Source organism: Bosea sp. BIWAKO-01 (assembly GCF_001748145.1).
In the GTDB taxonomy this organism is placed as follows: domain Bacteria; phylum Pseudomonadota; class Alphaproteobacteria; order Rhizobiales; family Beijerinckiaceae; genus Allobosea.
This window is the reverse complement of record NZ_BCQA01000002.1, coordinates 60,805-73,278: the sequence shown is the minus strand read 5'-3', so window position 1 is coordinate 73,278 and position 12,474 is coordinate 60,805. Positions and strand designations below refer to the sequence as shown.

At 62.4% G+C, this 12,474-nt stretch carries 17 protein-coding genes and 1 pseudogene; 11 read left to right on the top strand and 7 right to left on the bottom strand.

What is annotated here, in order from left to right; genetic code table 11:
- The first annotated feature begins 38 nt into the window (after positions 1-38).
- The 4 genes and pseudogenes from BIWAKO_RS32085 (at position 39) to BIWAKO_RS32065 (ending at position 4,297) form a co-directional block, all read left to right on the top strand.
- Positions 39-335, top strand: a complete 297-nt coding sequence (locus BIWAKO_RS32085) for a PepSY domain-containing protein (RefSeq protein WP_069883058.1) — start codon at positions 39-41, stop codon at positions 333-335.
- A gap of 35 nt (positions 336-370) precedes the next feature.
- A pseudogene (locus BIWAKO_RS35065) lies at positions 371-901 on the top strand (hypothetical protein); the annotation flags it as partial.
- Entirely contained in the window at positions 888-1,337 is a 450-nt protein-coding gene (locus tag BIWAKO_RS37480; protein WP_371332377.1) for a DksA/TraR family C4-type zinc finger protein, read from the top strand. The pseudogene BIWAKO_RS35065 and the gene BIWAKO_RS37480, both read left to right, overlap by 14 nt.
- 551 nt (positions 1,338-1,888) lie before the next feature.
- Positions 1,889-4,297: a multicopper oxidase family protein gene (locus BIWAKO_RS32065; protein WP_069883054.1), complete on the top strand. Its 2,409-nt coding sequence runs from the start codon at positions 1,889-1,891 to the stop codon at positions 4,295-4,297.
- A gap of 422 nt (positions 4,298-4,719) precedes the next feature.
- Here BIWAKO_RS32065 and BIWAKO_RS35710 read toward each other — a convergent pair whose 3' ends face one another.
- The 5 genes from BIWAKO_RS35710 to BIWAKO_RS32045 form a co-directional block, all read right to left on the bottom strand.
- Positions 4,720-4,851 carry an ABC transporter gene (locus BIWAKO_RS35710; protein ID WP_141740160.1) on the bottom strand — a complete coding sequence of 44 codons (132 nt, stop codon included), beginning with the start codon at positions 4,849-4,851 and terminating at the stop codon, positions 4,720-4,722.
- A gap of 507 nt (positions 4,852-5,358) precedes the next feature.
- Positions 5,359-5,817, bottom strand: a complete 459-nt coding sequence (locus BIWAKO_RS32060; RefSeq protein WP_069883053.1) for a hypothetical protein — start codon at positions 5,815-5,817, stop codon at positions 5,359-5,361.
- 116 nt (positions 5,818-5,933) lie between these two features.
- Complete coding sequence (locus BIWAKO_RS32055) at positions 5,934-6,698, bottom strand: SOS response-associated peptidase (protein WP_069883052.1); 765 nt, start codon at positions 6,696-6,698, stop codon at positions 5,934-5,936.
- Positions 6,699-6,707: 9 nt separating this feature from the next.
- Positions 6,708-7,046: a hypothetical protein gene (locus tag BIWAKO_RS32050; RefSeq protein WP_069883051.1), complete on the bottom strand. Its 339-nt coding sequence runs from the start codon at positions 7,044-7,046 to the stop codon at positions 6,708-6,710.
- Positions 7,039-7,371, bottom strand: a complete 333-nt coding sequence (locus tag BIWAKO_RS32045; protein WP_141740438.1) for a hypothetical protein — start codon at positions 7,369-7,371, stop codon at positions 7,039-7,041. Before BIWAKO_RS32045 ends, BIWAKO_RS32050 begins: the two co-directional genes overlap by 8 nt.
- A gap of 133 nt (positions 7,372-7,504) precedes the next feature.
- On the opposite strand from BIWAKO_RS32045, the gene BIWAKO_RS32040 reads away from it, so the two are divergent.
- From BIWAKO_RS32040 to BIWAKO_RS32025, 5 genes are all read left to right on the top strand, one after another.
- Positions 7,505-7,756 (top strand): hypothetical protein, encoded by a 252-nt coding sequence (locus BIWAKO_RS32040; protein ID WP_069883049.1) that lies wholly within the window; start codon positions 7,505-7,507, stop codon positions 7,754-7,756.
- Between the two features lies 1 nt (position 7,757).
- Positions 7,758-8,018, top strand: coding sequence for a hypothetical protein (locus BIWAKO_RS32035; RefSeq protein ID WP_069883048.1), 261 nt, complete (start codon positions 7,758-7,760; stop codon positions 8,016-8,018).
- Between the two features lie 55 nt (positions 8,019-8,073).
- The gene (locus tag BIWAKO_RS32030) at positions 8,074-8,268 is read left to right on the top strand and encodes a hypothetical protein (protein WP_069883047.1); all 195 of its coding nucleotides are present in this window, start codon (positions 8,074-8,076) and stop codon (positions 8,266-8,268) included.
- Positions 8,265-8,438 (top strand): hypothetical protein, encoded by a 174-nt coding sequence (locus BIWAKO_RS36250; RefSeq protein WP_176733487.1) that lies wholly within the window; start codon positions 8,265-8,267, stop codon positions 8,436-8,438. Before BIWAKO_RS32030 ends, BIWAKO_RS36250 begins: the two co-directional genes overlap by 4 nt.
- A gap of 126 nt (positions 8,439-8,564) precedes the next feature.
- Positions 8,565-8,831, top strand: a complete 267-nt coding sequence (locus tag BIWAKO_RS32025; protein ID WP_069883046.1) for a hypothetical protein — start codon at positions 8,565-8,567, stop codon at positions 8,829-8,831.
- A gap of 66 nt (positions 8,832-8,897) precedes the next feature.
- On the opposite strand, the gene ligD is transcribed toward BIWAKO_RS32025, so the two are convergent.
- On the bottom strand, positions 8,898-9,842 hold the full coding sequence (gene ligD, locus BIWAKO_RS32020) for a non-homologous end-joining DNA ligase (RefSeq protein WP_074471701.1): 945 nt from the start codon (positions 9,840-9,842) through the stop codon (positions 8,898-8,900).
- Positions 9,843-10,691: 849 nt separating this feature from the next.
- Positions 10,692-10,901: a cold-shock protein gene (locus BIWAKO_RS32015; RefSeq protein ID WP_069883365.1), complete on the bottom strand. Its 210-nt coding sequence runs from the start codon at positions 10,899-10,901 to the stop codon at positions 10,692-10,694.
- 737 nt (positions 10,902-11,638) lie between these two features.
- Here BIWAKO_RS32015 and BIWAKO_RS32005 point away from each other — a divergent pair.
- Together BIWAKO_RS32005 and BIWAKO_RS37595 are read left to right on the top strand one after the other, a co-directional pair.
- Complete coding sequence (locus BIWAKO_RS32005; protein WP_069883043.1) at positions 11,639-11,842, top strand: hypothetical protein; 204 nt, start codon at positions 11,639-11,641, stop codon at positions 11,840-11,842.
- Positions 11,772-12,302: a DUF7696 family protein gene (locus BIWAKO_RS37595; protein WP_465247430.1), complete on the top strand. Its 531-nt coding sequence runs from the start codon at positions 11,772-11,774 to the stop codon at positions 12,300-12,302. Before BIWAKO_RS32005 ends, BIWAKO_RS37595 begins: the two co-directional genes overlap by 71 nt.
- Positions 12,303-12,474: the final 172 nt, after the last annotated feature.

Genomic DNA, 12,474 nt, shown 5'->3' with positions numbered 1-12,474 from the left:
TGGGCACTGCGGCACCGCCGTCCCTTGGGAGAACCACCATGAATAAGCTGATCATCACTTCCCTGATCGCGACGGCGACCTCCTTCGGCGCTATGGCCCAAACGTCGACGACCTCGCCGACACCAGCTCCCGCCCCAGCCGACGCGAACGCCCCGCTGCCGGGCGCCAACAGCTTCACCGAAGGCCAGGCCAAGAGGCGGCTCGAAGCTAACGGCTACACCAACGTCACCGGCCTGAAAAAGGATGACAACGGCGTCTGGAAAGGCTCGGCCACGAACGCCGGCGCTCAGGTCAACGTCTCGGTCGACTATCGCGGCAACATCACTCGCAACTGATCGATGCCCCTCGCACCCGAACTCCGGAGACAAACATGACCCGTACGATCACTCGGTCCTATGACACCTATGACCAAGCCGCGGCAGCGGTCGAGAGGCTCGAACAGGCCAGCATCTCGTCATCCGACTTCAGCGTCGTCGGCCGTGATGAGCGCGCCAAGGACAGCAACGCCGCCGAGGGCGCTGGCATTGGGGCAGGCATCGGCGGAGCCGCCGGACTTCTCGCCGGCATCGGCCTGCTGGCAATCCCGGGAATTGGTCCCGTCGTTGCCGCTGGCTGGCTGGCGTCGACCGCGGCCGGTGCTGTCGCAGGCGCGGCGGCTGGTGGTCTCGTGGGATCGTTCACCAGCGCCGGTGTCGACGAAGACGAGGCTCACTACTATGCCGAGACGGTTCGCCGTGGCGGCACCGTGGTGTCTGTGAAGGCCGCCGACGAACACGCCGCCGCGGTCGAGGCCATTCTGGACGGTGCGACCCCGATCGATCGCGAGAGCCGCGTGGCTCAATACCGGCCCGAAGGCTGGACCCGCTTCGACGAAACAGCCGATCCGTATGTCCGCGGCCAAGCCGGCATCTACGCCACTTCGCGCATCTGTCGCTGGGCTCGCCCGGCGACAGTTGCGGTTGGCGACCGCGAAGGTTCATCGAAGGCCAGGCAGGCAGGGCATTCCCGCATTGGTAGCCGTAGAAATCGGGGCGGACGAACGCCATTTGGGCATAACGAGAGTGAGGTGTTCCATGGCAAGCGGCTGGGCTCCCGATGGAGCCGTTCAGGACCAAATCGACGACTCGATCACCGATGCCGTCCGGCTTGCGCGCTCAAGGCTCCCGACCGGACCCGGCGAGATTCATTGCCAGGTATGCGGTGAGGAAATCGCGGAGGCGCGGCGTCTTGCGATGCCCGGCGCCCGTACCTGTGTGGATTGCCAGTCAGGGCTTGACCGTCCCCGGGCTCTGTCCGGGATCAACCGCCGGGGCAGCAAGGACAGCCAATTGAAATGACCGCGAGCCCACGCTCCAGTCAGCGTGAGCGCGATGTCCTGCCGATGTCGGGGCAATAGGCGCTGCAATTCGTGCCGTATTTCTGCGGCTTGTGGATTTCCGATCGCCCCGCGCACTTGCTCATAAACATGTCGAGCAGTTCGCCAAGCGTTGTGGCAGCGCCGAATTTCTCCGCACAGGCGGCCACGCCTCCATCTGCCCAGCGCTTGCAGGAGCTGCAGCGAAACCGAAGCACGATCGGGCGTCTCACCGACACCTTGGAATGGTGGGCAGCCCGGCAGCGAATGGCCGAGATCGAGGACGCGCGCCCTGACAGCGACGAAGCCGAAGAATGGGCTGATATCGACTATGCGGCCTTTTGCTGGGAAGAGGACCACCAAATCCCCGCGGGTGTCGATACTTCGTCCCCAAATCCCGCTCTGAAATCGCCGATGACGGCCGGTGAATCCTCGACCGATCCGACTTTCGTACCTTCACACCCACAGACCGCGGGTCCATAGATACAAATCGCAAACACGTGCGGGCGGCCGTTCCAATTTGGGAAAGCGGTCATGTACCTATCGCGCGAGACCACCGGCGTCCGGCTGAAAGAGGCCGAGCATTCTCTGGAGAACCGCCGCGAGATCAGCAGGGCCCTCTCGATGGGGCAAATCACCAAACGCGATCTCCTGCGCTGGGGCTATTTCGCTACCGGCGGACTGCTGATTGCGAAGAATAGGCTCAGTCCCTTCGTCGGCAGCGCCTATGCCGACAGCCTGCCGCGCAGCCCGACCTTCGGTGCGGTCAAGTTCCAGACGCCGATGCAGCGGGCCGATCTGCAACGACCCATCCCGCTGTTGCGTCTGCCCAACGGCGACGCGGCGTGGCAAACCACCGGAGGCGGCGCGGAGCTGCCGGCTCGGAACTTCTCCTACCACACCGATTTCACCAATTCCGGCGGCGCGCTCTTCCGCAATCCGGTCACGGGAGCCGGTCCGTTCGAAGGTCGCCCGCCCGGAGAATTTTTCGCGCACCAGCGCTGGGAGGAGCTCTACCCCAAGCTTGGCTATCTGTTGTCGCTCGGCCAGATCCGGCCAGACACCGGACCCGGCCAGGGACTGCCGCAGCAGAACGCGAATTCCGTGTGGAGATTTGGGGCCCGGCAGCCCGGGCAGCCGGGCAGTGCCACGGGACTGCGCACGGCTTCGGGGAGCCCTGTTCTGTTCAAGCTGCGCTATGGCGAACCCGTCGTGACGCGAATCTACAACGACCTGCCGGTCGACCGGGCCATCAACGGCGGCTTTGGACGGAACGAGAGCTCGGTCCACTTCCACAACGCCCATAACGGCGCCGAAAGCGACGGTGCCTGCAACGCGTTCAACTTCCCTGGAACCTTCTATGACTACCACTGGGGGATGGCCCTGGCCCGGCGCGACCTGCCGAGCGTCTGGCCGACAGGCGACCGCGACTTTGCGCGCAAAGCCTCCGGTCCCGACGACGGCAACGGCCTGGTTCAGGTCCCGGGCGATTTCCGCGAGATCCAGGGCAGCCTCTGGATCCACGACCACCGCTTCTTCTTCACCGCTGCGAACATCTACAAAGGCATGTTTGGCGTCTGCAACCTCTACAGCGGCCCCGACAGGGGGCGCGAGGATTTCGATGACGGCATCAATCTGCGCCTCCCGAGCGGCTCACAGCTCGGCTGGGGTAATCTCGATTTCGACGTCAATCTGGTCGTCTCGAACCCGGCCTTTGACGCAGCCGGGCAACTCCGGTTCGACATCTTCGAAACCGATGGCTTCCTCGGCGATATTCTATTGGTCAACAGCACCTTTTACCCGCATTTCGAAGTGTTGCCGCGGCGCTATCGTTTCCGCATCCTGAACGTCTCCGTGGCGCGCTTCCTCAAGCTCGCCCTCGGCGTCAACAGAAGCGCCAGGTTTTCGCAAGGCACCAAGGTGCCGTTCCACTTCATCGCCAATGACGGCAACCTGGTCGTCAACCCCATCGCCCTGACCGAGCTCGACGAGCAGGGCACCGCCGAGCGCTACGATATCGTCGTCGATTTCTCCGCCTTCGCCCCGGGCGACAGCATCTTCCTGGTCAATCTGTTGGAACAGGACGATGGGCGCAGGCCAAGGGGCGCCGTCTCGATGGCGCAGGCCTTGCGGGGATCGGAGAGAGACCCGACCGTTGGCCCGATCCTCGAATTCCGTGTCGTGAACTCGCTGCAAAGCGTCGACAATCCCGGCAAGGTCTACAGCGCCAGCAATCTGCTGGACCGCGACCGCAGCGCCAATTTCAACGATCCGGAATGGCGGTCCGGCGCCAAGACCCTGACGACCCAGATCCCGATCGTCGCGCCGGTGCGCGAGCGCACACTCAGGTTCGGCCGCTCCGGAGGTGGGGATTCCCGTAATACCCCAGACGGGCAATGCATTCCTGACTGCGGCGCGGCCGAGTCCTTCCCGTGGACCGTCGAGGTCAATGGCGGCAGGGCGCATTCGCTCAATGCCAACCGCATTTCTCTACTGGTCCCTAAGCCGGGAGAGGTGGAGCATTGGACCATTATCAATGGCGGTGGCGGCTGGGACCACCCGCTTCACCTCCATTTCGAGGAAGGGGTCACCATTGACCGGGGCGGCGCTGCGATTGGCGCTACAGAGCGGCTGGTGCGCAAGGATGTCTGGCGACTGCGGCCCGACGGCCGCGTTAAATTCCAGGTTCGCTTCGGGGAGTTCGGCGGCAGCTACGTGACCCATTGCCACAATGCGACCCATGAGGACTTCGCGATGTTGATGCGTATGCAGCTCCTCACGCCTCCGCCCGGCGATCCAGGTTTCAAGGGCCAGCCGCAATACGTGGTCACACAGACCCCGCTCCCGACCCCGAACGGCGTCATCTTCCAGCAGCCCGAGATTCTGCCGGAAGGCGATCCGAGGACTCCTAGGCTCGCCGCCTTCCCGCGCTCAAGCTCCTGACGGGCCCGAGGCACTTCCTTTGCGACATCCTTGGATGGGCGGTGGATCGGCGTTTGGCGAACCGGTCACTAAACTGCGGAGGTTGCAGAGGTCAGCGCCTCATCACCCCGCAGCACACCACCTTGTCAGCGCCAGCTGAGGCACCTCGTGCCCATCGACAGGCGGACCAACTAGACTGCCCGAAAGTAGCTCCCCGGACGTCGGGAAAGGGCCACTTTTGACCCCTCAGCGGCTCGCGGCGACAGTTGGGTCGAAAACGGAAGTACAAGTGATCAGGTTCGCAATGGACTTTGGTGACGTCCTCGATCATCCGATCATTTCCAGTCGACCGGCAAGAAATCCCGCGCCCCGGCCGAATTCACACTGCCAAAGAAGAAAACGGCCGGCGAACCGGCCGTTTTCAGTCTCATTGGCGCTAGGTGTCAGCCCTTGGTAACGATCGGCGTAGCCACGGGCGGAGGCGCCTTGCCCTTGCCCTTACCAAAGCCATAATCAGCACACCCACCGACGCCAACCAACGCCACAGAAACAGCCAAGACCAGCAGTTTTTTCATCGTTTAGCCCTCGTTAAGAACGCGCCCACTATGGATGACCGCAGATCGGCGGCCAGTGCAGATGGGCAACACTGTACGTATTTCCGCGCGCTGAATTAACGTTTGGTCAGGGATCGGCGCAACGTCTCCAAATATACTGGGCATATAGGCTTCCCGTTTCATATAGAGGTTGTGGTTCCCAGATGCTGAGCTGGATCACTACTGGATTTATCGAACCACGAATCGCCGCGGTGACGGAATCTGCGTACGGCTCGCGGCCAGACGAGAGGGATCACGGCGACCGACCAAACAGCATTGATCGTTGATCGGGACAATTTTACCGAAACGCCCGCAACGGGCCTATTTGTCAGCAACGGGTCGTAAGCGGACTCGCTCGACGAAAGAGACTGCAACCGATTGCCGCGTTTCGGTGCGGGTCAAAGCGACCAGCCCCTTGCGCGGCGCGCGTCGGGCTTTTCGCAGGCTGCACGAAACCGATCCGGCCGCATCGCTCGGTGAGAGGATTGCCTAGTCCGGGTTGCATGCGCCCAGAATTGTATCCGGCTTGTTCTTCGCCACCATCGCCGAGCAGATGATTTCTGGGCCGCGAATGGATACCCCGGCGCCGGCAAGGGTTTTGGCCATCCTGGTGATTTCGGCGCCAGCGATCCTGCCCAGCGGCGGGACTGAGAGCCCGAACTGAACCAGATCAAGAATCGACGCGCTATCCGACCATGCGCTTGCAGGAAGCGGAAGCTCGAACAGAACTTGAGTGACGACGTTCTTGCGGTCTCGCCTGATATAGAGCCGTCGCTTCTCTGACTCATCCGACACGGAGCAATATTCAGGCTCGCAACCACGATCCTTGAGGCCAAACTCTGGGCGCGCCACAACGGTGGTCACAAACTTCTTGACCGTCACTCCAAAACCATCAGCTGCCGCCTGGCTCGCGACTAGAAGCATCCCGGCAACCATAAGCGCGCGCATGTCTCCCCCATTTTTTAGGGGGAGTGTGGGGCCAATCGCCGATTTCGGGAAGAGGCATGCTGCCGGCAGTCGCGCTCATTCGAGTGCCGGATCGGCGAACAGTCCCTGGCAGCCAATCACAGCAGTAGCGCAGCCTGAGCCGGCTCCGCCCTAGGCTCCGGTGGGTCCTTCTTCTGGCCGCGCGAGACGATCTGCAGCGAACCATCCGGCAGCGGGCGTTGCAGCCCCTTCGCGATTTCCCAGGGCGACGACATCCAGAGTTCCAGATCGACCGGATTGGTCAGGATCACCGGCATCGCCTTGGGATGGATCGGCTCGACCTCGGCATTCGGCTCGGTCGTGAGGAAGGCGAAAACGTCGATCGTCTCCTCGCCGGTCTTCACCTTCCGGACGCTCGTCCATTGCGGCGCCCAGATGCCCGCGAAGAATCCGAGCGGGCGATCCTCGTCGAGCGCGAACCAGACATCGCCACCGGCCTCGCGATTGAACTCGCTGAAGGCCGTGAACGGCACCAGGCACCGGTTCTCGACACCCAGCCAACGCTTCCAATGCGCGCTCGAGGTGTTGCGGACGTTCGTCGTGCCGCTGTCGGGCTCCATGCGCAGGAGCTGATCGAAATCGACCTCTTTGCCCTTGGCGCGCAGCTTGTCGGCCCGCTTGGTCGCGGCATCGAGCTGCGCCTTCCGGGATGACGGCATCCCCCAGCGCACCATCGCCAATTCCGGCTGATCTGCCCCGGCGAGATTCCGGATGATCGGCGCGGCATAGTCGGGGAAAATCCCCGGCTGCGGCGGCAAATTGGTCACAGGGACATTGAAGGGCTTGGCGAAGAGCTGACGCATGGCGTCAATGCTGCGCGTGAAGCTATAGAGATTACACATAGGCGGATGCTAGTTCGGCCGCACTTTGCCGTCACCCCCTTCGCCCTCGTCGCTTTCCTCACCAAAGATATCGCGCGTCATCAGCCTGAAGTCCTCGTCGAGGAAGGCATCGACCTCGCTGGCCTTCTCAAGCTCGGCGGCCGGAATGATCTCACCCCCGAACTCGCCCTGAAATTGAAGCGCAAGGACAGGCGACATGAAGGCCACCCTGATGCCGCTCTCGCTGCGCAGTCCGTCATAGGATTTGAACGGTACGTCGTGGTCGGCGCACCATTCGGCGAACCGACTGTAGTGGATGCCGTGGCTACCAAGCATCGCGACTTCGACCTGATAGGGCCATTCACTCATCGCCACCTCCTACTCGTCGTCGTGTCTGTGTCGCCTTTTCTGCTGGTAGAAGTTCGTCCTTTCCGCCCTCGATCACCGTCAACCCGCCCACGAATGGCGGATAGTCCGGCGGCCCGGAGCGGCCGATATCCGGGCAATAGGCGCCGCACTTGCGACCGTATTTCTGAGGCTTCCGGATCGGATTGTTGGGCGCCCAATCGCAGGTACTGACGAACATATCCAGGAGCTCGCCGAGCGTGACGAGCCGTCCATATTTCGCTGCACATGCGGCCAGGCGCGCATTGGCAAAGCGCTCGCAATAGTCGCAGCGAAACCTGATCAGCACCCAGGGATAATGCATCAGGTCCGTCGACTTTGACGGCAGGAGTGGTCGCTTCTTCGGCATCGGACGATGACATTTGACTCGTACTCAAATGAGAACAGAAGTAGAACATATGTGACGCGTAGGGAGTCAAGCCGTGAACCGCGACACCTTCATCATTCAGGAATTCGTGACCCGCCGGAAACGGCTGGTGCCAGGCAACAAGATGCCGGCCAAGACGAAGCACCACGCCCTGCGTGATGCGGAGCGCCTGGCGGTCCGGGCGGAGGGCGTCGCGGTCATCCATGTCGTGGCGGATGACGAGACGAGCGAGGTGAGCTCGATCGAGGTTCTCGCCCGCCATGGCGCGATCCCCGAGGAATTCGAGGAAGGCATCAGGGCCGCGTGAGATGAGCCGACGCAAGGGCGAGATCACGCCCCGCATGATTGACCGCACCCATCCGCAGCAGGTCCAGATCTTCGTACCCGGAACGGGCCTCGGGCGCTCGCTAGACACCATGTTGGCATGGTGTCGCGAGCGCGACTGGCGGCGGCATCCGTTCTCCGCCGGAGGCCGGTCCTACGCCCGCTTCTGCTTCATTGATCCTGCTGACGCCGATGCCTTCTCCGCGAAATTCGGAGGCGAGCGCCTCCATGTGAAAACCCCTTGAAAGCAGTGGGCCGCGCGCTAGATTTTTTGCCGTCATCCACGGAAGGAGAGATCCGATGACCGCGGTTCCCGACCTCAAACCGGAAACGCCGACCGTCTGCATTTCCTGCCATGAAGAGTATCGATATGCGCTTCAGCGCATCGGTGAAATCGAGGATGCGAAGCCTGATACGAGGGAGGTTCTCGAACTCGACATGCTCAAGGCTGCCGTCGCCGCCTATGAGGCCCGGGAGGTCGAGCGCGCAGGATGACCGCGGACGACGCTCGCCAAGGGCTCCAGAATCACCTGGACGTTTTCCGCGCTGTCGAGCGCGTCGAGCAGTTGACGGGATGTCTTGAGGATACGCCCGAGGAGGCCGAGCTCGCCGGATTGGTTGCGGCGCTCGAGGACTGGCTCATCGCCAACCCCTACCGGAAATAGCAGCCCGGCTAGGCAATGAGGCGGCCACATTCCCCCGCCGCTTCCTCGAACGCCTCCCGCGCATCCCCGAGCTCGGCGATGCCATGCCGATTGTTTCGTCGCTGTCCTGGGGGTACTTTCGGCGGCATGACGGACTTCCCTGACATTCTCCGCTCGCCACTTTGCCAGACTGTCACGCGCGACGGCATCACTGTGCAGATTGAAATTTATCGTCTCGAGGACAGCGAGGGCTGGATCCTCGAGCTTATCGACGAGGACGGCGGATCGACAATCTGGGAAGAACCGTTTGACACCGACGCCGAGGCGTTGGCCGAGTTCAATGAAGCGCTCGAGGAAATGGGGCTCTCGAAGCTGATCGAGCCGGACGAGGGCGAACAATCTACTCTGCAGTGAGGGGCGCATCTCTGGTGCCGTGGCGCTGGGGCTGGAGCGCCGGATGCTGGCACTGCGCTCCCCTCGCTATGTATCGTCGTCGAGGCGATGGACCTGACCCTCGTCTTCTTCGTCCCGTAGCCCCTTGTACGAGGCGTGCCGCAGTTTCTGGTCTTTGGTCCAGCCGCGAAACGCGATCTCAACCAGCTCCGGTTTCACCCAGCGTGTCGTGGCGTGCTTGATCGGTAGTACGGGCTTGGCGATCGCGAGCGCATCGAGAGCCTTGCGAAGTTCCTTGGCCGATCGCTCGGTAAAGCCCGTGCCGACCCCGCCGACATAGGACAGCCGCTCACCCTTCCTGGCGGCAAGGAGCAGCCGCCCAATGCCGCCCAAGGCAACGCCAGACGGTTCGTAACCGATGATGGCGAAACCCTCCGACTGAACGCACCTGATCTTCAACCATTCACTGCCGCGCCCGGAGCGATAGGGCGCATCCCTGCGCTTCGCGATGATGCCCTCCAGACCCATCTCGCAGGCCAACGTCAGGAAGGCGTCGCCGACGGCGTCGACCTCCTCGCTGAACAGGATCGAGGTATGGGGCTTTATGACGCCAGCGAGGATCGTGCGTCGCTCCTCGCACGGTATCGGGCGTAGATCGTGACCGTTGAGATAGAGCAGGTCGAAAGCGTAGAGGAGCGCGCCGGCAGCAGATCGCTTGCCGCCCCGGCCACCGAGAGCTTGCTGCAAGGCGCCGAAGTCAGAAGCCCCGCGCTTATTGAGCACCACGGCTTCACCGTCCAGGAGGGCGCTGTCCACTCCGAGGTCGAGCGCATCTCCCGCGATCGTCGGAAAGCGGTTCGCCCAGTCATGACCGCCGCGGGTGAGGATTCGCACTGTGCGATTATCAATGTGGATGGCGAGACGGTAGCGAACCCGCAGTGCCCCCCTAGTTCCCCGGCGTGCCCATATTGTTCGGGGAACTCGCGCGCATATTATTGCGGGCTTGAGCGCGAGAAGTCCCAGCAGTTTCATCGAACTGTCTGACAGCTAACTCTGCCAGTGCGTCTGCATGGCCCGCCGACCACAATCCAGCAACGATGTATCCGAGACGCTCGCGTTCAGCTGAAGCACTTAGGGGATCAATAGATCCCCGTGCATCTATTTTGCGCCATGCGTCCTCAAACGCTGCGACAATTCCGGCAAGCTCCTCGGGCGTGGCGACAATCGATCGGAACGGCATCGCATCCTCCCCCGCGAACCGCACAGTTTAAAACTACTTCCACCAGTGCAAGTGCGAAATACCCAGCCGCCGCCCGATCCAGCCAAGCCGTTGTTATCATAGCACAAATGGGAGCGGGGGGAGGAAGAAGAGTGCCGCCGCAAAGGCCCCGCCGTATGGCTGCGGCGGGGCCCCAGGCGGTGCGGGCTATGGAGAGTGTTGGCCAGCACGCGCAGAGAACGCCGGCCCTGGGAGATTCGTTCCGGGATCTCCATTGAAATGGATGCGACGGCGTGGTCGTCTGGCGGCAAGCCTCAGGAGATAAGCCGTGTCTGCTTCCGCGCCTCGCTGCTTCCTACCTTTGGACATTCCCAGTGTCGTGGCAGACTACGCGGCGGCGGCTGCAAGCGCTTCCGATTCCAACGCGGCCGCTATTCCCTCATCAGATTGGCGTGTTCTGGCGCTTCCGACCTGGTCCAAAACTCAGGTCCTATCCACGCCAGCTCAGGCCTCACAGATATCGAAAAGATCTCGTCAAGGGGCCCCGCCGCAGGCAAATACAGCGGGGCCTTAGGCCGTGCGGCCTCCGAGAGTGGAATAGAAGCCAGCACGCCAACCAAACGAATAGTCCCGTAGTCTAGTTCCATGATTATCAGCCGGCCCTATTCCGGCTTGAGGTTCTCGGCACAGGTTTTTCCCGAGCGTTTGTCGGGAACGAGATCGTAAGCGACTTTCTGTCCGTCGCGCAGCTCTCTCAATCCCGCACGCTCCAAGGCGCTGATGTGAACAAACACATCGTGCCCGCCGTCGTCAGGTTGAATAAAACCAAATCCCTTGGTGGGATTGAACCACTTCACCGTTCCCGTCGCCATGGCCGTCCTCCGCAACTCTGAGCCCAAAAAAAGGGCCCGCGGCGTCCTCCCACAGCGGGCCAAAGTCTGGCTCATCAGTGACGGGCTGAACGCGGATAAGAACGGCGGGTTCCGCGCCATTGCAAAAAGGCCCGCCACCCCCTTGGATTGGCCAACCCTAGGGCGATGACGGACACGGCCGCGCCGGCCGGAACATTCGAAAACGCCTACGCGTTTTTGGGTCGCGATTGTCCGTGCCTCGAGCAACGGGAGCACCAATCATGAAACTCTCTCGCTGTTTCTCCGTGGGTTTCGCGTCCGCTCTTCAGGCCAGCATAGCATTCGCCGGTCCCTGCACCGGTGAAGTCGAAGCCCTCACGAAGACATTGGCCGCGACGGACGCGGGTTCTGGACCAACGTCGGGCGCTGCAGGCACAAGCGAGTCCGGCGCCGGGGCAACCCAACATCCGCCGGCGGAAATTATGAACCGCGAAGCTCAGGGCAAGGCGATCTCGCCTGAAGATGTCCGGCGCCAGACGCAAGGCCGATCGACCACCGCCGAGCAGGGAAAGGGATCGCGTCCGCCGGCCGTAACGAACAAGGCTGAAGCCTCTGCAGCGCTGGATCGGGCGAAGGGGCTCGATCGCGCTGGTCGGGAGACCGAATGCATGGAGGCCGTGCAACGGGCAAAGCGCCTCATCGGCTCCTAGCGTCAGATTCACTGTGGAGGGAGGGAGTCATGCCATTCGCAACGCTGAATGACCCCGTTGACCTCGCTCGGGGCGCGCGCGGCGCTGGATGCCGCCTGGAACGAAGTCAGATCGACCGTTCCCCATGGATATGAGGAGCGGGAGCACATCCGGCTCGCTTACATCGTGGCTGCGCTGGTCCATGTGGCCGAAGACGAAGACGACCTGGCGTGGCGGGCCAAAGAACGCTTCCGACAGACAACGAACGTGTGACCAACATCCGCAAAGTAAGTGGAACCACTCCGTGGAACTGACAATTTCGCGCCCTGGAGTTGTGCCACACGGGATGCGGTTACGTCGGTGCTTTCATGAAATCGATCCGTCTGGGGTTAACCCCTGGAGGTTCACCGTGCATAGGACAGTTCATGAGACCGCTCCTCGCGTCGTCTGGTCCCATCTCTTCGGTCGCGAGGTTCTTTCCGATTCCGGGGAGTGGCGGCACGAATGCGAGGTCGAGTATCTTCTCGCCCTCCCAAAGGCGGAACGAGCCCGAATCCTTGATGGCGTCCCCCACGCGATCGACCGCGAGAACCAAGGCATCAAGGCCGTTCGCGGTGAGGCAGCAGTCGCTGCGCTGAAGGTTCAGATCGAGCGGCTGCGGCTTAAAATGAAGGCTGAATGTGGGCCCCACCGCTCCAGGCGAGGCCCTCTCAGGCCGGTGAGAGCGCGGTAGGGGATCGCGACGCCACCACAGCTATTTCTCAGCGATTGAGCGCATCGCCCTACATCTCGGGCGTCACACGCCACGGAACCCCGCCGGCCAATGAGTTGGGGTCAGCGGGGCTCCCAAGGCTGTCACGGCGCCGGAAGGGGATCACGGCGTCGACACGCGCGATAGCCCATTA

Coding starts and splice junctions, on each gene's coding strand:
- BIWAKO_RS37595 (WP_465247430.1), top strand. CDS start 11,772: ATGTGGCCGAAGACGAAGACGACCTGGCGTGGCGGGCCAAAGAACGCT.
- ligD (WP_074471701.1), bottom strand. CDS start 9,842: ATGAAACTGCTGGGACTTCTCGCGCTCAAGCCCGCAATAATATGCGCG.
- BIWAKO_RS32060 (WP_069883053.1), bottom strand. CDS start 5,817: ATGCGCGCGCTTATGGTTGCCGGGATGCTTCTAGTCGCGAGCCAGGCG.
- BIWAKO_RS36250 (WP_176733487.1), top strand. CDS start 8,265: ATGACCGCGGACGACGCTCGCCAAGGGCTCCAGAATCACCTGGACGTT.
- BIWAKO_RS32015 (WP_069883365.1), bottom strand. CDS start 10,901: ATGGCGACGGGAACGGTGAAGTGGTTCAATCCCACCAAGGGATTTGGT.
- BIWAKO_RS32085 (WP_069883058.1), top strand. CDS start 39: ATGAATAAGCTGATCATCACTTCCCTGATCGCGACGGCGACCTCCTTC.
- BIWAKO_RS32055 (WP_069883052.1), bottom strand. CDS start 6,698: ATGTGTAATCTCTATAGCTTCACGCGCAGCATTGACGCCATGCGTCAG.
- BIWAKO_RS37480 (WP_371332377.1), top strand. CDS start 888: ATGTCCGCGGCCAAGCCGGCATCTACGCCACTTCGCGCATCTGTCGCT.
- BIWAKO_RS32025 (WP_069883046.1), top strand. CDS start 8,565: ATGACGGACTTCCCTGACATTCTCCGCTCGCCACTTTGCCAGACTGTC.
- BIWAKO_RS32005 (WP_069883043.1), top strand. CDS start 11,639: ATGACCCCGTTGACCTCGCTCGGGGCGCGCGCGGCGCTGGATGCCGCC.
- BIWAKO_RS32030 (WP_069883047.1), top strand. CDS start 8,074: ATGACCGCGGTTCCCGACCTCAAACCGGAAACGCCGACCGTCTGCATT.
- BIWAKO_RS32050 (WP_069883051.1), bottom strand. CDS start 7,046: ATGAGTGAATGGCCCTATCAGGTCGAAGTCGCGATGCTTGGTAGCCAC.
- BIWAKO_RS32035 (WP_069883048.1), top strand. CDS start 7,758: ATGAGCCGACGCAAGGGCGAGATCACGCCCCGCATGATTGACCGCACC.
- BIWAKO_RS32065 (WP_069883054.1), top strand. CDS start 1,889: ATGTACCTATCGCGCGAGACCACCGGCGTCCGGCTGAAAGAGGCCGAG.
- BIWAKO_RS35710 (WP_141740160.1), bottom strand. CDS start 4,851: ATGAAAAAACTGCTGGTCTTGGCTGTTTCTGTGGCGTTGGTTGGCGTC.